16 protein-coding genes are annotated in these 20,673 nt (G+C 64.5%); 7 read left to right on the forward strand and 9 right to left on the reverse strand.

Annotation, left to right across the window (positions count from 1 at the left end; genetic code table 11):
* Positions 1–64: 64 nt before the first annotated feature.
* From H2040_RS08800 to H2040_RS08840, 9 genes are all read right to left on the reverse strand, one after another.
* Positions 65–1,186 carry a DegT/DnrJ/EryC1/StrS family aminotransferase gene (locus H2040_RS08800; protein WP_287156876.1) on the reverse strand — a complete coding sequence of 374 codons (1,122 nt, stop codon included), beginning with the start codon at positions 1,184–1,186 and terminating at the stop codon, positions 65–67.
* Positions 1,183–1,836: an acetyltransferase gene (locus H2040_RS08805; protein ID WP_287156878.1), complete on the reverse strand. Its 654-nt coding sequence runs from the start codon at positions 1,834–1,836 to the stop codon at positions 1,183–1,185. Before H2040_RS08805 ends, H2040_RS08800 begins: the two co-directional genes overlap by 4 nt.
* Positions 1,836–2,516: a WbqC family protein gene (locus tag H2040_RS08810; RefSeq protein WP_287156879.1), complete on the reverse strand. Its 681-nt coding sequence runs from the start codon at positions 2,514–2,516 to the stop codon at positions 1,836–1,838. Before H2040_RS08810 ends, H2040_RS08805 begins: the two co-directional genes overlap by 1 nt.
* Positions 2,516–3,544, reverse strand: coding sequence for a sulfotransferase (locus H2040_RS08815; protein WP_287156880.1), 1,029 nt, complete (start codon positions 3,542–3,544; stop codon positions 2,516–2,518). The genes H2040_RS08810 and H2040_RS08815 overlap by 1 nt, the downstream gene beginning before the upstream one ends.
* Positions 3,541–4,998 carry a glycosyltransferase family protein gene (locus H2040_RS08820; RefSeq protein WP_287156881.1) on the reverse strand — a complete coding sequence of 486 codons (1,458 nt, stop codon included), beginning with the start codon at positions 4,996–4,998 and terminating at the stop codon, positions 3,541–3,543. The genes H2040_RS08815 and H2040_RS08820 overlap by 4 nt, the downstream gene beginning before the upstream one ends.
* Positions 4,995–6,614, reverse strand: coding sequence for a class I adenylate-forming enzyme family protein (locus H2040_RS08825; RefSeq protein WP_287156882.1), 1,620 nt, complete (start codon positions 6,612–6,614; stop codon positions 4,995–4,997). Before H2040_RS08825 ends, H2040_RS08820 begins: the two co-directional genes overlap by 4 nt.
* Positions 6,615–6,641: 27 nt before the next feature.
* Complete coding sequence (locus H2040_RS08830) at positions 6,642–7,337, reverse strand: cupin domain-containing protein (RefSeq protein WP_287156883.1); 696 nt, start codon at positions 7,335–7,337, stop codon at positions 6,642–6,644.
* Positions 7,338–7,421: 84 nt separating this feature from the next.
* Positions 7,422–7,667: an acyl carrier protein gene (locus H2040_RS08835; RefSeq protein ID WP_287156884.1), complete on the reverse strand. Its 246-nt coding sequence runs from the start codon at positions 7,665–7,667 to the stop codon at positions 7,422–7,424.
* A 44-nt stretch (positions 7,668–7,711) separates the two neighbouring features.
* Entirely contained in the window at positions 7,712–9,061 is a 1,350-nt protein-coding gene (locus tag H2040_RS08840) for a formimidoylglutamate deiminase (RefSeq protein WP_287156886.1), read from the reverse strand.
* A 111-nt stretch (positions 9,062–9,172) separates the two neighbouring features.
* On the opposite strand from H2040_RS08840, the gene hutI reads away from it, so the two are divergent.
* The 7 genes from hutI to H2040_RS08875 all read left to right on the forward strand — a co-directional run.
* Positions 9,173–10,339, forward strand: a complete 1,167-nt coding sequence (hutI, locus tag H2040_RS08845; RefSeq protein ID WP_502709331.1) for an imidazolonepropionase — start codon at positions 9,173–9,175, stop codon at positions 10,337–10,339.
* Positions 10,336–11,859 (forward strand): histidine ammonia-lyase, encoded by a 1,524-nt coding sequence (gene hutH / locus H2040_RS08850; protein WP_287156888.1) that lies wholly within the window; start codon positions 10,336–10,338, stop codon positions 11,857–11,859. The genes hutI and hutH overlap by 4 nt, the downstream gene beginning before the upstream one ends.
* Positions 11,856–12,662, forward strand: coding sequence for an N-formylglutamate deformylase (hutG, locus tag H2040_RS08855; protein ID WP_287156889.1), 807 nt, complete (start codon positions 11,856–11,858; stop codon positions 12,660–12,662). The genes hutH and hutG overlap by 4 nt, the downstream gene beginning before the upstream one ends.
* A gap of 24 nt (positions 12,663–12,686) precedes the next feature.
* The gene (locus H2040_RS08860) at positions 12,687–12,944 is read left to right on the forward strand and encodes a hypothetical protein (protein WP_287156890.1); all 258 of its coding nucleotides are present in this window, start codon (positions 12,687–12,689) and stop codon (positions 12,942–12,944) included.
* Positions 12,941–14,611: a urocanate hydratase gene (hutU, locus tag H2040_RS08865; protein WP_287156891.1), complete on the forward strand. Its 1,671-nt coding sequence runs from the start codon at positions 12,941–12,943 to the stop codon at positions 14,609–14,611. Before H2040_RS08860 ends, hutU begins: the two co-directional genes overlap by 4 nt.
* A 423-nt stretch (positions 14,612–15,034) precedes the next feature.
* Positions 15,035–18,304: a S8 family serine peptidase gene (locus H2040_RS08870; RefSeq protein ID WP_287156892.1), complete on the forward strand. Its 3,270-nt coding sequence runs from the start codon at positions 15,035–15,037 to the stop codon at positions 18,302–18,304.
* 204 nt (positions 18,305–18,508) lie between these two features.
* Positions 18,509–20,673 (forward strand): ATP-binding protein (locus H2040_RS08875; RefSeq protein WP_287156893.1); only part of this gene is annotated, 2,165 nt, incomplete at its 3' end.

Consider the following 20,673-nt stretch of genomic DNA (forward strand, 5'->3'; position numbering starts at 1 on the left):
GCAAGACTTCTCGGAGAACTCAAGGGGCTGGCGGGCATCCGTCAGCCCCTCTTTTTTATACAGATCAGGCGGCGCGGCGGCGGGCCGCGAGGAAGCCTTCCAGCGCCCCGCCAATACGGCCGAGGTCCGCTTCGGACAGCGCCGCGTGGAAGGGCAGACCCAGAGTGGATTCAGCCAGCCGTTCGGTCATGGCGAGGTCATCACGGGGGCAGTCGGCGAAGGCCGGCTGGCGATGACAGCCGCGCGCCCACCAGAAGCGGGTCTCGATACCCTGCCGGGCAAGATGGGCGGCGCAATCCCGCGCGACCGGCGCGTCGAAGCGGATAACCGCGGTGGTTCCGCACCAGGGCGCGCCAAACCCTTCAGGCAGGCTGACGCCCGGCAGGGCGGAAACCATCTCGTTCATCCGGCGTGCGAGCTGCATCAGGCGGCCGCGTCGGTCCGGCAGCTGATCCATCGCGGCCAGACCGATGGCGGCGTGATACTCGCTGATCTTGGCGTTGGCGGAGACGAGTTGCGATTCACGGGAATCGTCGAACCCGAAATTCGACCGGACCTTGATTTCTTCCCGCGTCGCAACGTCCGGGCAGAGCACAAAGCCGCCTTCGCCCGCCGGCAGGAGCTTGGTGGCGTGCAGGCTGACGCAGGAGACGATGCCGCTGGCCTGAACGCTGATGAAGGCCGCCGCGGCGTCATGCACCACGCGGCAGCCGGTTTCGGCCTGAAACGCCGCCCAGCCATCCAGATCGACCGGCGCGCCCTGCGGCGAGACCGGAGAGACCGCCGCGACCGTTTCCGCACCGAGGCGATGGAGGGCGGTTTTCGCGATTTCCGGCGTCAGCTGCTGGCTCTCCGGATCGACATCGAGGAAAAAGGGGGTCAGACCCGCCGCCATTGCGGCCAGCGGCGCGGCGGCGAACGTCCATGACGGCGTCAGGATATAGCGCGCGCCCGGCCGGCGGGCTGTCAGATAGGCCATCTGGAGGCCGCTTGTGCAGCTGGATGTTGTCACCAACCTGTGACGCTCGACCCCGAAGTGATCGGCCAGACGCTGTTCCAACTCCTTCGTCAGCGGGCCGCGATTGGCGTACCAGCCGGTCTGGTCGATTTGCTGCAGATAGGGGGTAAGGGCGTCCGCGTCCGGCAGGACGGGCCGCATTACCTCTATGTCGAATTTCCGGGTCATGGCCGCGCCTCCCCGCGCAGCGACCGCGCGGGGCGCGCGATCAAGGTGGTTTCGGCGGGCGTGTCGGTCATCACCGCCGCGCCCGGCCCGATGCGGCAGGTTTCGCCGATTTTCAGATTGTCGGCCGTGGCCGCGTTGACGCCGAAAAAGCAGCCAGAGCCGGTTTCGCAGGCGCCGGAGATACAGACCTGGCCCGCCAGGAAATTCGCGTCGCCGATGCGGGCGTGATGGCCAATATTGTTTTGTGGCATCAGAAAGACATGGTCGCCCAGCACCGCGCCCGGCTGGATGACATTATAATCGAGAATAAAATGGTGCAGGCCGATCCGCGCGCTGTCAGCCACCCGGGCCGTGGGCGCGCAATAGGAGGCCAGTTCATAGCCCTGATCGGAAAATGCGCGAACCCGGTCCCACGCCGCGCCCGCATGGCGGTGATAGCCCATGGCGACAAAGACCCGGACGTTGCCGGGCGGGAACCGGTCCGCCGCGTCAGGGACGGTCAGGACAGGCCGGTCACGCAGTGTCTCGATCGTGTGATGCTCGGGGTCCACCATGAAGGCGGCGACCGGCCCCTGACCGTCCCGCTCGAAATATTCCGCAGCGGTCTCGGCGACCTGACCCGCGCCGAATATGAGGACCGGGGTGGCCATCAGGCAGCCTCCGCCAGCCTGCAATCGCCCAGAATTTCGGCGCGCAGGCTTTCGCTCTCTTCCATCAGCAGACGGTGGAGCATGCTGGTTCTGGGGCCCGTATAGTCCGGCAGGAATTCCAGACGGATGCCGCGGGCGGAGAAGGCCTGAGGGTCATAGAGGCTTCGTCCCCCCGGCGCATTCACATATGCGTTCGCCCCTAGCGCCTCCAGAATGGCGAAGATGCGATCCTGCGCCTTCAGGCGCGCCGGGATATCCAGCGCGCTGGAACGCAGGATTTGCGGGTGAAACCCGAGACGGCGCGCAGCGACGCGCAATGTCAGTTCCAGATAATCGGTCAGGGCGGGCCGCGTATTCAGGAACGCTGAAGCCGCCGGGTGTGTCGACCGGTGGCGTAAGGCGTGATCGAGATCGGGAAAGGCCGCCGCCCGCTGCCGCATCAGGTCGGCGGCGTCGGTTTTCAGTTCGACATCCCGGATAGCCGCGTCGTAGGCGGCTTTCTCGACAGGCAGGGTCAGCCAGCCCGGTTCGCGGTTGGCGCGCGGCAACTGGTTTCGGTGAACCCAGCCGCGGCGCGGAAACTGGACGCAATCATAGATCACGAAGACATCGGCCGCCGCCAGCAGCCGGTAATATCCCGCATAGGGGAAGAAATAGGGTTGCATGATCGCCGCGCGCATCACGCCGCCCCCTGTAGCGCCGCGCGGTCGTGCAACGCCCATTCTGCCTCGAAGCGCCGGATTTCTTCCGGTGAGAGGCGAATGTCTGGCGTGTGATCAAATCTCGACGGACCGGAATAGGCGTCTGGCAAGGCGTAACCGAAATGGTTCCGCAGATGAGATTTCAGGCTTTCGAAGACCGTCTCCGGCTTCTCGCACAATGTTTCATAGCGAATCCGGAAGACGTTGCGCGCCGGCGCCCGGTCCAGCGCATCTTCAATCGCCAGATCGGTCAGGCGAACAGTGGCGGCGGCCTGTTCGACAGGGTCTTTTCCAAGAAGTTCAGCATATTGCGGCGGCTTCATGCCCCACCAGGCGGCGGCGTCGCCATTAAAGCGGCGCCGGGCCTCCAGCAGCGACTGGACGGCAAAGACGGGTTCGCGGGTGACGTGAAAAAACAGCGCGTTCGGCAGCGCGCCGGCCAGCTCCGCAATGTTCCAGTTGAGATAGAGCGCCTTCATGGCGAAGGGGCGGGTCAGCGCGGCTTCCAGCGAGGCAATCTCGGCGGCGAAGCGGCGCGCCTTGTCCGCAGGCCAGCGGTTCGGCGGGATGTGATTGGTGGGTTCGGAAGGGAAGAAGCGCCGCCAGAAATACCAGAACGGATTGGCGCCCAGCAGGCCGGCGGTTTTGCCAAGATCGGAGCGGTAGTCTGGCGCGGCGATCTCCTCCGCCAGCTCATCCTTGTACCGCAGCGCCGGGTCGCAGAGCATTTTCTGCACCAGCGCCCCCGCCGCCGGCGCGGCGTAGAAGCGGGAAATCAGATTGGTCGGGTAAGAGAAATAGCCGTTATAGCCGAGCCATTGCAGGAGCAGCGTGGTGCCCGAGCGCGGATTGCCGACGATCAGGCCAACCGGACCGTCTGGCTGCGCGCCATCCTGAATGAGGGTTCCGGCCCCCGGCGCCAATGCGGCGTTCAGCGTCTCCAGCACGCTTTCCAGCGTGCCGTTGCGCTGATAGCGCGGGGCGCGGTCGGGAAAGCCGTCCTTCATGCGGCGGCCCGTTTGGCCTCTGTCGAGGCGGCAATGTCTTTTGCCTCGGCAATCAGGCCGAGCAGTTTTTCCGTCGCATCGCGGCGGGAGAAGACCTCTTCGTTAAGGGCGTCCATGCGCGCGCGGTGTTCTGCGGCGCGCTCCGGATTCTGCATCAGCGCAACGGCTTCGGTCTTCATCGCGGCGAGGTCCGGCAGACAGTGTTCCGCGCCGATCAGCCCCTCGACATCCCCGCCGGGCAGGGTGAGGACGGGCAGGCGTTCGACCGCCGCCAGGAAGGCGGTGCGCCCGCCGCCGCGGCGTGGCGGGTTTATATAGACGTCGCAGGCGTCATAGAGGCCGCGTAGATCCGCCGCGAACGCCATCGCGCGCACGCGCTGGGCCACGCCCGCAAATGCGCTGGCGAACCGCACAGAGTCCGTGCCGCAGATCAGCAGATAGGCATTGGGCGAGGCGCGCAGAATATCGGCCAGCATATTGGCGAATTCGTCGTCGATCTCTTCATTCAGCCGGTTCCCCGCGACCACGAAGACACAGCCGTCTTCCGGCACTTTCAGATCGGCTTTGGTCTTCGGTTCGGTCTTTTCCGGGATGGCGTTCAGCCGGTATTCGCATTGCCGGACGATATGAGCGTCGGGCAGGTGGCCGCGCTTGCGGAGTTCGGATTTTCCGAACTGGCCGAAGCGGTCCGTGACCACATGCGCCCGGCTCAGCGGTTCGTCCTGCTGGCTGGGTATGAAAACCGCCGGGTAGCGCCAGGACAACAGATCGCCGGCAAAGTTCTCCGACGATTGGGAGAGCACGACGGTCGGGGCGAAATTCTCCGCCACGTCGATCCATTCCTGAAACAGACCGCGCCCGTATGCGCCGCAGCCTGAGTAGTGAACCGGAATTTCTACGCCTTGATACGTATAGGCGTCCCGGCCTTCCTGTTCGCGGAAATTGGCGATGAAGGGCCGGTCGAGATTCAGGGCGTTGCCGCGGGGATAATCCCGCGCGTCCAGCACCAGAACTTCCGCCCCGGCTTCCACTTTCAGGCGACGGGCGATTTCCAGAACCGCCAGCGTCGGAGCGTGCCGGTGACCCAGCATCTGCTTGGCGACAATCAGTACGCGCTCGGCGCCGCTATCGTTGTGAACAGGGGCCAGGTCCAGCCGCCGCGCAGTGTCGTCCAGACAGGCGAAATAGCCGGCGGCCAGATTGCCGAAACGGATCTTTGCTATGCGGTCCGCGCCCAGCTTCGACGCATCGACGAAGAGCGCGCGCGAAACATTGGTGACAAGCGCGTTGAGAAGATCGGGCTCACCGGAGAACGCCGCGGACAGCTTGGCCGCTTCGCTGAGATAGCGCGCCGTGCCGGTCTGGGCGTAGCGGCGCATGAATTGCGCGGCGGCGGCCGAGGGGCCTCCGCTTTTGAGAATTTTCTCGACGTCCTTGTCGGTGCGCGTGGTCATGACAAACGGCTTTCGGCGTAGGCTTCGAATTTCGGGATCAGGGCGCGGCGCTGGATCTTGCCGGTGCTGGTCTGTGGGATGGCGTCCCCGAACACGATCACGCTCGGGCGGCGCTTCGACGGCAGCGCGTTCTCAAGGGCGGTGGTCAGGGATTGCCGCGCCGCCTCGCTTTCCTCCCCCAGCACGAACAGGCCGATCTCTTCTTCGGCATGGGTGTTGGGAAAGCCGACCGCGACCACGTCCCGCCAGCCTTCGCGGCCCAGCGCCTCGTCAATGTCCAGCAGGGAAATGGTCTGGCCGTGTCGCTTGACGATTTCCTTCAGGCGTCCGGCCAGGAAGTAGAAACGGCGCCCTTCCAGGTCGCGCCAGTAGCCGCGGTCGCCGGTGCGGAACCAGCCATCGGCGAAGGCGTCCGCATTGGCTTCGGGCGCGCGGTCATAGCCGCGCATTACGTTCCAGCCGCGAATACGCACCTCGCCGATCTCGCCTTCGGGCAGCGGGGCTCCCGCGTCATCGGTCACCATGATCTCATTCCCGAACACGGCCTGACCCGCAGAGGGCCGCTCGGCGTCCAGCAAGGCGGCCCTGTAGGCAGCGTCCGGTATGTCGCCCGGAATGGCGAGCGAGAAATTGACGGTCTCCGAAAGGCCGTAGGCCTGATGGATGGGCACGCCGAAGCGGTCCATGAAAACCTTCAGAAGCTCCCGCGACAGCGGCGCGGAGGCCGAGGTGACATAGCGCAGCGAGTCCGGAACCGCGTCCTTTCCGATCTCGCGCTTGTCCTCGGTCAGGCGGCGGATGGCGGCCGGGGCCATGGAGACGATTTCGGCGTTCTCGGCGCGGGCGATGTCCCAGAAGGCGGATGGATAGAAGCTGCGGTTCAGGACCAGCTTGCACTCGGCGTAGAGCGAGGTGACGAAGGAAAAGTCCATCGCGTTCACATGGAACATCGGCAGGACGCACATATGCGCCGCGCCGGGTTCAAGCTGGTGCAGGCGCCGCGTCGCCTCGGCGTTGATCAGCAGATTGCCCTGATCCAGCACCACGCCCTTGCAGCGCCCGGTCGTGCCGGAGGTGTAGATGAGAACGGCGGGGGTTTCGCGGGCGGGCGCGGCGTGCGGCCAGTCCGGGGCGGCGGTGTCGACCAGCTCCTTGCCGTCCAGCTCCAGCGTGAACAGGCCGTCCGGCGCGTGTTCGCTCTGATTGGGCGCGAGAATGACGCCTCTCGCGCCGGAGGTTTCCGAAACGAAGGCGCCAAAATCGCCCAGCTCGGCCGGATTGATCAGGACGGCGGTCGCGCCCATCCCCCACAGCGCGGCATAGGCGATGATCGCCGCGTCGCGATTGCCCAGCGCCACCATCACCCGGTCGCCGGGCTGGACGTTGAACTCATCGCTCAACCGGTGGGCCAGGGAACGCGCGGCGTTGGAGAAGGCGGCGAAGCTCCAGTCGCGGATTTTCCGGGCGCCGGAATAATGCGCGCAGAAGAGGGCGCCGCCGTTCCGGGCGTCGATCAGGTCGCGGAAATTGTCGTGCGTCAGATGGGCGCCGTAATCCGCTTCGCCCTTATAGGTCCGGGCGGCGGCGATGGCGGGGTCCAGAGTGTCATCGCGCATCGATCGATACGCTCCTATTGGCGCGTTCTACGCCGTTTGCAGCTGCGGAAGCTGGGAGGCCGAAACGCCCTCGACCATGGTCCGGTTGATCATCGGGTGGGTCTGGTCGGTGGGGCCGAAATCGCTGTCCGGGTGATAGGCGATGACGCGCATCGCGCTGTCGGTGGTGCGGAATTTGTGCGCGCCCTCGGCCGGGATGCGGAACATCGTGCCCGGCGTTAGCGGAATGATTCCTTCCGGCGTCTCGCACTCGCCGCGCCCCGAAAAGACGCAGCCGATACGGTCCGACGGATGGGTGTGGGAGGTCTGGTCGATGCCCGGCGGGAAATAGAGAAGATTCAGGCAAGGGTCGCCATAACGCACCGGCGGCAGCAGCAGGCTGTCGGTGCAGCCGTCGATATATTTCAGGCGGCCCTTTTCCTCGACCGGCCCGCCGAGCAGGAAATAGGCCCGGTGATCGTGGCGTTCGATAACGATGCCGCGCCCGCCCTGGATCGTGACCTTGCCGTTGGCGGAGAAATACATGCCGGTCTTCAGGCGGAACGCGCCCGACTCCGTGGTCAGAACCGCTTCGCCTTCAGCGACGAATCCGAAAAAGGCGCTCATGCCCTTCAGTGTCAGGGCGTCCTTGTCCCAGGCGTGCAGGGTGGTGGGGAAATTGGGGTCGCATTCGCGGACCTTCCCGTGGGACCATTCGAAACTCTCGAAATTGGGTGACTGCATGCGGAGCGGCTCCATCGCGCGAATCATGAGTATTCGCGGTTCAGTCGATCCGAATCGGGTTCAAGTTTGGTTAATCGCGGGTAATCAGCCGGCGTTGCGTTCGAGATAACCCAGAATCGCGGCACGGGAGCCGAAGTTCTCCTCGACCATTTCCTCGTCTTCGATGTCCAGATCGAACCGGTCTTCAATGGCCGCGATCAGTTCGACATGCTCATAGGAGGTCAGGGCGTCCTCGTCGGCGAACCATGTATCCTCGTCCAGCTTCAGCAGGGACGGGTAGTCACTGGCCAGAAGGGCGTCCAGGCGGGACTTGTGGTCTTGCGCGCTCATGCGATCAGAAACCGTGAGTCGCGCCGCGGGCGCAAGGCGGGCGATTACGCCGTGAGGTCCGCGACGGCCTTGCGGTAGGCGGACTGGATGGCGTCGCGGTTCCTGTGGCGCCCGCCGGATACTTGCAATGTCCCGCCGGTCCAGACCTTCTCGACACTGCCGCCGCCGAAAATCCAGCCGTCCAGCCAGCCATCGCCTTCCAGTCCGGCCAGCGCGGCGTGGTCCGCGTCCAGCGTCATGATATCCGCTCGATTGCCCGTTTTCAGCGCGCCGATCGCCTGTCCGGACGATTGCGCGCCGCCGTGGGCCGCCGCGTCGAACAGCGCCCGCCCGGTCGAAGCGGCATTGACCGCCAATACATTGCGCGCGCGGTCGCGGAAACGCTGCGAATATTCCAGCCAGCGCAGCTCTTCCGCCGCGGAGATCAGGACATTGGAATCGCTGCCGATGGCGATGCGGCCGCCGGCGTTCAGGAAGGTCGGACCGTTGAATATGCCGTCGCCCAGATTGGCTTCCGTGATCGGACAGACGCAGATCGCGGCGCCCGTCTCCGCCACGCCACGGCTTTCAGCTTCGGTCATATGGGTGGCGTGGATCAGGGTCCAGCGGGCGCCGACATCGAAATGCTCCAGCAGCCATTCCACCGGGCGCTGGCCGGACCAGTCCTGACAATCCTCCACCTCACGCACCTGTTCGGCGATGTGAATATGAACGGGGCCATCCGGCCGGGCCGTCAGCACGGCGTTCAGGCTGTCTTCGGTGACCGCCCGCAGGCTGTGCGGGGCGAAGCCGACGCGGGCTGCGGGCAGGCCGGATACCGCGCCTTCGCAACCCTCTATCAGTTTCAGGAAACGATCCGGGTCATTGATGAAGCGCCGCTGTGCGGGCTCGGGCGGTTTCCCGCCGAACCCGCCCTGCGCATAGAAGACCGGCAGCAGCGTCAGGCCGATGCCTGTTTCGCCCGCCGCCGCGGCCACGGCCTCCGCCATCGCGGCGAGGCTGGCATAGGGTGCGCCGCCCCGGTCATGGTGGAGATAGTGAAACTCGCCGACCGTCGTGGAGCCGGTTTCCAGCATTTCCATATAGGCCTGCGCGGCGATGGCGGCGACGTGTTCAGGGGTCAGGCGATCCAGGAAGCGGTACATTTCCTGGCGCCAGCTCCAGAAGCTGTTTTCGCCCTCCACCTTGCGTTCCGTCCGCCCTGCCATGGCGCGCTGGAAGGCGTGGCTGTGCATATTGGGCAGGCCGGGCAGGGCGATCTCGCCGTCCGCCGCGCCTTCAGGCGCGGAGTCAGCCGCAATGGCGCTGATCACGCCATCCTCTGATACTGTGACCGAGACGTTTTCCGCCCAGCCCTCTACGAGCAGCGCATGATTGAAAAACAGTTTGGACATCGCCTCCGCTGTTTTGCATAGCTGGGCCAAGCCGTGAAGAAGGAAGCTCGATTGCCGGACATCAGCCAAGCTCAAGCGCGCCAGGTCTGGCGCAACGCCAACCTCGCCACCATGAAGCCGGGCGGGGGCCCGTACGGCCTGATTGAGAACGGCGCCATCGCCGCGGAGGCGGGGCGGATTGTCTGGGCGGGGTCGGCCGCGGATCTGCCTGAAGACTATTCCGGCTGGGCCTCGGAAAATCTGGACGGCCGGCTGGTCACGCCGGCGCTGATCGATTGCCACACCCATCTTGTGTACGCGGGCGGGCGCGCGCGTGAGTTCGAGATGCGGCTGGAAGGCGCGAGCTATGAGGAAATCTCGAAAGCGGGCGGCGGCATCCGCTCGACCGTGAAGGCGACCCGCGCGGCCAGCGAGGATGAACTGGTCGAAGCCGCGCTACCCCGTCTGGATGCGCTGATCTCAGAGGGCGCGGGGACTGTGGAGATCAAGTCCGGCTACGGGCTGGACCTGGAGAGCGAGCGGCGGATGCTGCGCGCCGCGCGGCGGCTGGGTGAGATGCGGCCCGTGCGCGTTTGCACCACATTCCTCGGCGCGCACGCTCTGCCGGAAGACTATGAGGGGCGGGCGGACGCCTATATCGATCTGGTTTGTGAGGAGATGATGCCGGCGCTGGCTGCCGAGGGGCTGGTCGACGCCGTGGATGCGTTCTGCGAGCGGATCGGCTTCACGAACGCCCAGACGCGGCGTGTTTTCGAAAAGGCGAAGACGCTGGGCCTGCCGGTCAAGCTGCACGCCGAACAATTATCGGATCAGGATGGCGCGGCGCTGACCGCCGAGTTCGGCGGCCTGTCCGCGGACCATCTGGAGCACCTTTCAGAAACCGGCATCAAGGCCATGGCGGGGGCGGGCACAGTCGCCGTGCTGCTGCCGGGCGCGTTCTATTTCCTGAAAGATGAGCGTTTGCCGCCGGTCGATGCGCTGCGCGAGGCGGGTGTTCCGATGGCGGTGGCGACGGACTCCAATCCCGGCACTTCGCCCATGACCTCGCCGCTGCTCGCGATGAACATGGCGTGCGTGTTGTTCGGCCTGACGCCGGAAGAGGCGCTGGCCGGAACCACGCGCAACGCGGCGAAGGCGCTGGGCCTTCAGGGCGAGGCGGGGATCATCGCGCCCGGCTGTCGCGCCGAGCTGGCGGTGTGGAACGCAGACCATCCGGCCGAGCTTTCCTATCGCTTCGGCTTTAATCCGCTGCACGCCCGGATTATGCAGACGCCATGATTCCTCACGTCCTGATTCCGGGCGAGGCGAGCCTCGCCGAACTCGAAGCGCTTTTCTGGTCCTGCGACGCGGCGCGTCTCACCGAAAAATGCGCCGATGCGGTGAAAGCCTCCGCCGGTCGCGTCGCCGAGGCGGTGCGCAGCGGCGAGACCGTCTATGGGGTCAATACCGGCTTTGGAAAGCTGGCCCAGAAGCGCATTTCGGATGACCAGACAGAGGCGCTTCAGCGCAACCTGATCGTGTCGCACGCCTGCGGGACCGGCGCGCCGATCGGCGAGGCGGAAACGCGTCTGATGATGGCGCTGAAGCTGCTGTCTCTGGGGCGCGGCGCCTCTGGCGTGCAGCCCGAGACCGTGGCGATGATCGAGGCGATGCTGGAGCATGGCATTATCCCGGTCATCCCGGGGCAGGGCTCGGTCGGCGCCTCGGGCGATCTGGCGCCGCTGGCGCATATGGCGGCGGTGATGATCGGCGAGGGCGAGGCGGTCCATCAGGGTCAGCGCCAGCCGGGCGACGCTGCGCTGAAGGCCGCCGGGCTGACGCCGTTGACCCTGCAGGCCAAGGAAGGTCTGGCGCTGATCAATGGCACGCAGTTTTCGACCGCGCTGGCGCTGTCCGGCCTGTTCCGCGCGCGGCGCGCGGCGGAGGCGGCGCTGGTCACCGGGGCGCTGTCGCTGGACGCGGCGGCTGGTTCGGTCAAGCCATTCCGGGCGGAGATCCACGCCCTGCGCGGCCAGCCGGGGCAGATTCGCGCGGCGCGTATCTTGAGAGATCTGATCGACGGGTCGGACATTCTGAAATCCCACAAGACCTGTCTGAAGGTTCAGGATCCGTACTGCCTGCGCTGCCAGCCGCAGGTCATGGGCGCGTGTCTGGACGTTCTGGATCAGGCGGCCGCGGTGCTGGAGCGGGAAGCCAACGCGGTGACCGACAATCCGCTGGTGCTGGAAAATGGCGACATAATTTCCGGCGGCAATTTCCATGCGGAGCCGGTGGCCTTTGCCGCCGACCAGATCGCCATGGCGGTTTGCGAGATCGGCTCGATCAGCGAACGGCGCGTGGCGCTGCTGACCGACCCCAACATGTCGGACCTTCCGGCCTTCCTGACGCCCGATCCCGGCATCAATTCCGGCTTCATGATCGCCCATGTCACGGCGGCCGCGCTGGTCTCCGAGAACAAGTCGCGCGCCTTCCCCGCCTCGGTCGACACCATCCCGACTTCCGCCAATCAGGAAGACCATGTCTCCATGGCCGCGCACGGCGCGCGCCGGCTGATCGACATGACGGACAATCTGGCGGTCATCATCGGGATCGAGGCGCTGGCCGCCGCGCAGGGCGTGCATCTGCGCCGTCCCCTGAAATCCAGCGGCGCGCTGGAAGCCGTCATGACGCGCATCCGCGCCGACGTTCCGGCGCTGGAGGATGACCGTTACATGGCGGGCGATCAGGAGGCCGCCAAAACCATGGTCGCGACGAGGGCGCTTGCCGAGGCCGCCGATATCCGCCTGGACTGGTCATGATTCCGCCGGTTCTCACCGTGCCGGGCGACTCGGCGTTGGTTCTGGGACAGCCGCACGGCGCCACGGCGCTGGGCGATGTTGAGGAAAGCCTGAACGCGCGGGGGCGGGCGGTCGCTGATACGGACTGGCACATCCCCGCGCTCTATGACGGTCTTGCGCCCGACGCGACGGTCATACGCGCCGGCTTCTCTCGCTACGTGCTGGACGTCAATCGCGACCCGTCCGGCGCATCCCTGTATCCCGGCCAGAACACGACAGGGCTCTGTCCCGTGATCGATTTTGAAGGCGAGCCCATCTATCGCGAGGGGCGGGAGCCGGACGAGGCGGAGATCGAGCGCCGCCGCCAGCAGGTCCACGCCCCCTATCACGCCGCCATGGAGGCCCAGATCGCCCGCGTCAGGGCGCAGAACGGCGCGGCGGTCCTCTATGACTGTCACTCGATCCGCGGCGATTTGCCCTTTCTTTTCGAGGGACGCCTGCCGGATCTGAATATCGGCACGAATGGCGGTGCCAGTTGCGCGCCTGAAATCACGGCGATTCTCGAGGAATGGCGGGGCGAGGCCGAGGCGGCGGGTTTTACCACCGTCATGAATGGCCGCTTCAAGGGCGGCTGGACCACCCGCCATTACGGCCGGCCGGAAGAGGGCGTCCACGCCGTACAGATGGAAATTGTGCAGGGGACCTACATGGAAGAGACCCCGCCCTGGACCTATGATTCGGATAGGGCGGCGAAGCTGCGTCCGCTGCTTCAGGCGCTTCTGACGCGGCTGAAAACAACGGGTGCCGGCGCCGCGGCGAACTGACAGGCAAACCGGGAGAAAGCGATCATGGGGTTTGGCAAGCGAGTCGATGTCGAAGGCATGAAAGCCAGGATGCAGGCTCTCCGCAAGGAGGCGAACGACCTTTATGTGGACTCTCTGGATTTCCGGGCTCAGGCCTCTGACGCGCGCCTGAAAGGCGACACCGAGAAAGCGCAGTCCCTGCTGGACGCGCATCGCACGGCCCGCGAGGAAGCTGCGCGCAAAGTGGCCGAGGCCCAGGCCATCTATGAAAAGACATTGCAGGACATAAGAGACGCCGCATGACCCAGACCCGCCGCCGCAACGCCCCGGAAATCCGCGCCCCGCACGGGACAGAGCTCAGCGCCAAATCATGGCTGACCGAAGCCCCGATGCGGATGCTGATGAACAATCTCGACCCCGACGTGGCGGAGAACCCGGAAGAACTGGTCGTCTATGGCGGCATCGGGCGGGCGGCGCGAAGCTGGGAGGATTTCGACCGCATCGTCGAAACGCTGAAGCGTCTGGAGGGCGACGAAACCCTGCTCGTGCAGTCGGGCAAGCCGGTGGGCGTGTTCCGCACGCACGCGGATGCGCCGCGCGTGCTGATCGCCAATTCCAATCTGGTGCCGCGCTGGGCGACCTGGGATCACTTCAATGAGCTCGATCGCAAGGGCCTGATGATGTACGGCCAGATGACGGCCGGGTCCTGGATCTATATCGGCAGCCAGGGGATCGTTCAGGGCACTTACGAGACCTTCGTGGAGGCCGGCCGCCAGCATTATGACGGCGACCTTTCGGGCCGCTGGATTCTCACCGCCGGGCTCGGCGGCATGGGCGGCGCGCAGCCTCTGGCCGCGACCATGGCCGGGGCTTCGTGCCTGGCCGTGGAATGCGACGCCAGCCGGATCGAGTTCCGCAAGCGCACCGGCTATGTCGATGAATCCGCTGATAATCTGGACGACGCCCTGGCGATTATTGAGCGCGCGACGGCAGAGAAGCGTGCGGTCTCTGTCGGCCTGCTCGGCAATGCCGCCGATGTGTTCCCGGAGCTGGTCCGCCGCGACGTGAAGCCGGACATGGTCACCGACCAGACCTCCGCCCATGATCCGGTGAACGGCTATCTGCCGCAGGGCTGGACGCTGGGCGAGTGGAAGGACAAGCGGGAGAGCGATCCCGGGGCGGTCGAGAAAGCGGCCCGCGCCTCCATGAAAGTTCACGTCGCCGCGATGGTGGATTTCTGGAGCGCCGGAGTCCCGACGCTCGATTACGGCAACAATATCCGCCAGGTCGCTCTGGAGGAGGGGCTGGAAAACGCCTTCGCCTTCCCCGGCTTCGTGCCGGCCTATATCCGCCCGCTCTTTTGCCGAGGCGTTGGCCCGTTCCGCTGGGCCGCGCTCTCCGGCGACCCGGAGGACATCTACAAGACCGACGCCAAGGTGAAGGAGCTGATGCCGGACGACGCGCACCTCCATAACTGGCTGGACATGGCGCGCGAGCGGATCCGCTTTCAGGGCCTGCCCTCACGCATCTGCTGGGTCGGCTTGGGCGACCGGCACCGGCTGGGTCTGGCCTTCAACGAAATGGTCGCCTCGGGCGAACTGAAGGGCCCGGTCGTGATCGGACGGGATCACCTCGATTCCGGCTCGGTCGCCAGCCCGAACCGGGAGACCGAAGGCATGAAGGACGGCTCGGACGCCGTCTCGGACTGGCCGCTGCTGAACGCCCTGCTCAACACCGCCTCGGGCGCGACCTGGGTCAGCCTGCATCATGGCGGCGGGGTGGGGATGGGATTCTCCCAGCACGCCGGCATGGTGATCTGCGCCGACGGCACGCCGGATGCGGCACGGCGGCTGGAGCGAGTGCTGTGGAACGATCCGGCCAGCGGCGTGATGCGCCACGCGGACGCCGGTTACGAGATCGCGCGGGAGTGCGCGCGTGAGAAGGGGCTGGATCTTCCTTCGATTGCTTGATTCGCGGCGTAAGTCTGGAATGGAAAGTCTCTCTGACGGGTAATTTTCTACCCGTCAGGCGCGAATTCTATTCCGTTTACGTTGTAAAACGCCTGAATTCATACCCCTCGCCTGGCGGCAGGGCGACGATTGTATAGCAAGACTGTCCTGTTCAAGGACGCATGTTGCTTTAAGGCAACCCTGAAAAATTTCTTCTTGTAGTCTTGAGCCGCCGGATGGACGCCTGTCCGCCGTGATGCCCCGCCATGCGGCGGATTCCAGCGAATATAGCCCCGATAATTCTACAACCGGCCCGCGATTTTTCGCGGTCTGACTTTCTTGTGTTCGCGGCTCAATTGCCTTAAAAGTTAATTTAATGAACTGTTAACCGTACGCATTCGTCTACTATTAACCATAAATAGAGGCGTCTGGGGAGACAATGCTTTGAAAAAGCTTGCACTTCTGGCCGGGGCGGCCACCGCGATCATGCTGACTGGCGCTGTGGCGCCGGCTCAGGCGCAGACGGCCACGCCCGCGCCAGGCGCTTCCGCCGCGAATTATTCCTACGTTCTCAGCGTGAGCGCGCCTCAGGCGCCCTCCCGTCCGGATGCGCTGCGCCTTGCCCCCGCTTACGGCGATATCGGCCCGTTCTATGGAGACATCGGTCCCTTCTACGGCGATATCGGCCCGTTCTATGGGGACATTGGCCCGTTCTACGGTGATATCGGTCCGTTCTACGGTGACATCGGCGCGTTCTGGGGTGATGTCGGCGCCGCTTACGGCGACATTGGCGCCTTCTACGGCGACATCGGCCCGTTTTACGGGGATATCGGCGCGTTCTATGGCGACATTGGCGCGTTCTATGGCGATATCGGACCCTTCTACGGTGACATCGGCCCGTTCTATGGGGACATTGGCCCCTTCTATGGCGATATCGGTCCGTTCTACGGGGATATCGGCCCGTTCTATGGCGCGATCGGCGCGTTCTGGGGCGATATCGGCGCGTTCTACGGCGATATCGGTCCGTTCTACGGTGACATCGGCGCTTTTTACGGGGATATCGGCCCGTTTTACGGGGACATTGGTCCCTTCTACGGCGATATCGGCCCCTTCTACGGTGATATCGGCCCGTTCTATGGCGACATTGGCGCCTTCTACGGCGACATCGGCGCTTTCTGGGGCGATATCGGGCCCTTCTGGGATGCGCTCAACGCGGCCTGGGGCGATATCGGCCCCTTCAGCGCCGACAATGCGGCGGCCTATGAGGCCCTGCTGGGCGATCTGAACGAGGTTGTCTCGCGCAGTGAGGCGATGTGGGGCGAGGCGGTCCAGAACAAGACCGGCCAGTCTTTCTGGAACGGTTTTGCGTCCGATTTGTTCGCCAAATACGGCCTGGATCCCAATGATCCGTCCTCTCTGGACGGCATGCATCCGTTCGACCGTTCCGCCTTCTTCATGGAGTGGTATGACGGCCTGATGTCCTTCACCGGGGTCGATCACATCGATCACTGGATGCCGATGGTCCGCTGGTCGCCCACCATGGCGCATGACCAGGGCTTCGGCGACGGCGTGACGATTGGCCTTCTGGACGCGCCGGTCGAGGGTGACGCCGACCTTCTCGACAATCTCGTCTATAGCGACGGCTACACCAATTTCTCCAGCCCGCACGGCGCATCTGTCGCCAGCCTGATGGTTGCGGGCATTAACGGCCAGGGCGTCATGGGCGTGGCGCAGGGCGCAGACCTCGCCAATTACAATCCCTATGACGACACCGGCACCGCCAGCTGGGAGGATGTCCGCACGGGCATCGCCGCGCTGGGCGATCAGGGCGCCAGCGTCATCAATATGTCGCTGGGCGTGTCGGAATGGACCCTGCACAGCGACTGGGCCGATATTCTTTCCCATCCCGACATTGCCGCGAACGCGGACAGCGTCGTGCTGGTCAAGGCGGCCGGCAATGAGGGCATGGCCCAGACGGTCGATATCGACTGGAATTACGACATCGGCACGCAATTGCTGGTCGTGGGCTCGGTCAATCCGGCGGGACGCATCTCAGCGTTCTCAAACACGCCGGGCGAGGCCTGCCTGCTGGATAACGGCGCCTGCGCGGAAGAAAACAAGCTAAAATACCGCTTCCTGGTCGCGCCTGGCGAATTCATGCTGACCTCCGATGGCGAAGACGACATCTTCCGCCGCAGCGGCACCTCCGTGGCCGCGCCGCTGGTGTCGGGCGCCGTGGCGCTGCTGCATGGCCGCTGGCCGTGGCTGAAGAATTACGCCGAGGAAAGCGCGGACATTATTCTCCAGTCCGCCCGCGATCTGGGCGAGCCGGGCGTGGACTCCACGTATGGCTGGGGCTTGCTGGACATTCAGGCCTCGCAATCGCCGCTGGATTACGACGAGCTCTATTTCTTCGAGGTCAAGAGCAAGAATGGCAACATCAAGCCGGTTTCGGCGGAAAGCCTGAAACGCTCCAACCCGAAATCGCGCAAGAACTGGGACAAGAAAGGCGTCTTTTTCTACGCCTTCGAGGATATCGGCGACACGTATCGTGACTTCGCTATTCCGTTCTCCGACATGCTGGTCGGGCAAAGCCTGAGCATCAATGGCGAGTCCGAGCGCTTCCAGAACTACCTGACCGACCGGATGACGGACTGGATGGACGGCGCGGGCTTCAGCGACATGTCCACCTACTCCGCGCCGCTGACCACCCAGAATGGCTGGTCCATGTCGATGACGGTGTCCAACCGCAATCCGCGGGACGATATCCGCGATGGCGCGCTGCCGTTCCAGACCGGTTTCGTCATGCAGAACCCGTCTGAAGGCGTGACGCTGCGTTTCGGTCATGGCGAAGGCGCGATGGCCCTGACGGGTCAGGAAGGCTTTGGCGTCTTTTCCGATTATGATGGCGAGAGCGGCGGGGTGAACCCGGTTCTGGGTCTTGCGTCCGGCGGCGCATACGCCGGCGGTGCTCTGGACATGGGCGACCGCGCCACGCTGACCTTCGGCGTGACGCAGCAGAATAACGAGCACTTCTTCGTTCAGCCTTACAGCAACGAGGAACGCCCGATCTATGAAGGTCTCGAGGACTATGAGGCCGTGGCGGCCAGCTTCGGCGCCGCGTTCCAGGCGACTGACCGCCTTACGCTCAACGCCTCCTATACGCGCCTGAACGAGCGCACCGGCCTGCTGGGCGTGCAGGGCCTCGGCCCGGCCTCCCTGCGCGGCGGCGCCAGCACGGACGCGGCGACCTTCGGGGCCAGCATCGCTTTCGATTACGGGTTCGAGCTTTCCAGCTCCGCGACCCTTGGCCATACGGGCAGCTTCTCGGCGGCGGACGAACAGTTCGCGCTTACCGATGGCGGCCTGACCAGCAGCGCCTACAGCTTTGCCCTGGCGAAGACGGGCCTGTTTGGCGATAGCGACCGCATGCGGCTCTCGTTCGGCCAGTCCCTGCATATCGAGGATGGCGGGCTGAAATTCGCCTCGGTCCAGGTCATTGACCGCACCACCGGGGAGATCGGCGTGGTCAACCAGGATATCGCCCTTGGCGGCGACGGCCGTGACTATGTGCTAGAGGCGCTCTACGCGCTGCCGGTTCTGGACGGGCTTGGCGAAGTCAGCGCTTTCGGCCGGGCGGAGATGCGTTCGGACGCTGCGATCGCTCAGGAATCGGATTTCGCGCTCGGCGCGCGGTTCGGTATCGACTTCTAGACCGCTTGCCGGACTGCCGGATAGACAAAGGCCGGGCCGTGAAGGCCCGGCCTTTTTCATGACGACAGGCGTTTTCCATCGTTTGCCGCAGTGCGGCATAATCAATGATTAACGGGCTGATTTCCCCATAGTTATTGAGGGAAAGCCTTTTTTAAATCAATTGATGCATTGTGTGCGGCCAGTCTCAATGACGCGGACGCACAAATGTTTCGTCTTTTTATCTTCGCCGGCATGGCCGGGCTGCTTCTCCTGCAGCCTGCGTCCGCTCGCGTTTCTGATAATCAGGACGAACTTATCCTGCTGGCTGAACAGCGGACGTGGGAATCCTTCGAGGCCAAGGTGGAAGCCGCCAAATCCTCGATGATGGGCGATCCGAACGTCTCTCTTGAAGAGGCGCAGGACGCGGCGAGCCTTGTCGAACCCTTGCCTTCATCGACGCAACGCAGCGTTGGACTGGCGACGGCGTTCTGGCTTCAAGCGGAAGCGATGACGCGGATGAATCGCGCCGAGAGCGCGTTGCCGCTGATTGAAAAGGCCCTGCCGCTGGCCGCGGAAAATGGGGATCAGGACAAGCTGGACGCGGACCTGCTTCTGGCTCTGGGGCGGGTCACCAAGGCGCTGGGCGATCTGCAGGTGGCGCTGACCAGCTTTCAGGAAGCGCATGAAATCTATGCCGCGCTCGGGGAGGCGCGCAGCCAGGCGATTGCGTTGCAGAATATCGGTTCGATCTATAACGACGCGCGCGATTATCCCCGGGTTCTGGAATATTACGACCGGGCCGTCGAAACCTTTTCCGGCGACCCCGCTCTGGATCTGTCCGCGCATAATAACCGCGCCAACGCGCTGAAAGAGCTCGGCCGTTATGACGAGGCGGTTGAACATTTCCAGCAAGCGCTGGAAATCGGACAGGCTTATGAGAGCCCTTTGCTGGATGCGCGCATCCTGACCAATATTGCGTCCGCGCAGTTCCTGGCCGGCGATCTTGATGATGCGGAAGCGACCGCAGATCGCGCTCAGAGCCGCGTTATGGAGCCCGCCGCCAGCGCCTGGGAGCCTTTTGTATGGGGCGTAAAGGCGCAGATCGCCTATGCCCGCGGCGAGCTTCAGGAAGCGTCCCGCCACATAACGCGCGCCTTTGACGGGCAGGACATTACCGCGACGAACCCGACATTCCGCGACTTTCATGAAGTCGCGTACAAGATCTGGAGCGATCTCGGGCAGCCCCAACGGGCCTTGCAACACCACATGGCGTTCAAGCGCCTGGACGATCAGGGCCGCAATCTTGCCGCCTCGGCCAATGCCGCGCTGGCGGCGGCGCAATTCGACTTTACCAGCCAGCAGCTGGAGATCGAGCAGCTGAAATCGGCGCAACTGGCGCAGGATGTCCGTCTTGCGCGGTCGCAGTCGCGCCAGCGCACGATCATCCTGTTTGCTGTCCTCGCCATCGGCGCCATCGTTCTGGCTTCCATCACCTTTGCCTATCTCTCCACGCGCCGCAGCCGCAATCAGGCGCGTGACGCGAACCGCAAGCTGCGCGTCACCAATCAGGCGCTGGAAAAAGCCAATCAGGCGAAGGCCAATTTCCTGGCCGCGACCAGTCACGAAATCCGCACGCCGCTGAACGGCATTCTGGGCATGACGGAAGTCATGCTGATGGAAGACACGCTGGACAAGGGCAATCGCAAGCGGGTTGAGACGGTGCGGTCCGCCGGCGAAACGATGCTGGCGCTGGTCGACGATATTCTGGACCTTTCGAAGATCCGCTCCGGCCGTTTGACGCTGGCCTCCGAACCAGTGGCGTTCCAGCACGTCATCCAGCAGATCGGCGACCTTTGGGAAGCGCCGGCCAAAGCCAAGGGGCTGGAGTTCACGGTCGACGCCGAAGACTGCCCGGAAAGCATCCTCTCGGACGAGAAGCGCATTCGTCAGATCGTGTTCAATCTGGTTTCAAACGCGGTCAAGTTTACCGAATCCGGCAGTGTCCGGCTGAAAGCGGAAAGCCAGCAACACCCCAATGGCGAACGCATTGTCCTGACGGTCAGCGATACCGGCGTCGGCATCCCGGAAGAAAAGACCGAGGATATCTTCAAGTCGTTTCATCAGATCGAAAGCGGCGCGAATCGCAAGTTCGGCGGCACGGGTCTGGGCCTGGCGATCACGCGCAATGTCGTGCGCGCGCTGGGCGGGGAGATCATGGTGGAAAGCGAGCCGGGCAAGGGCTCCGTCTTCACCGTCATGCTGCCGCTGCAACATGTCGCCCAGAGCGAAGCCGTGCTGGAAGAGCCTTTCCGCGACACGCCGCAGGACGTCTCCCAGCTGGATATCCTGATTGCCGAGGACAATCAGGTGAACCGCGCGGTGCTTGAAGC

Origin of the sequence: Euryhalocaulis sp. (assembly GCF_013911995.1) — a bacterium.
Lineage (GTDB): Bacteria > Pseudomonadota > Alphaproteobacteria > Caulobacterales > Maricaulaceae > Euryhalocaulis > Euryhalocaulis caribicus.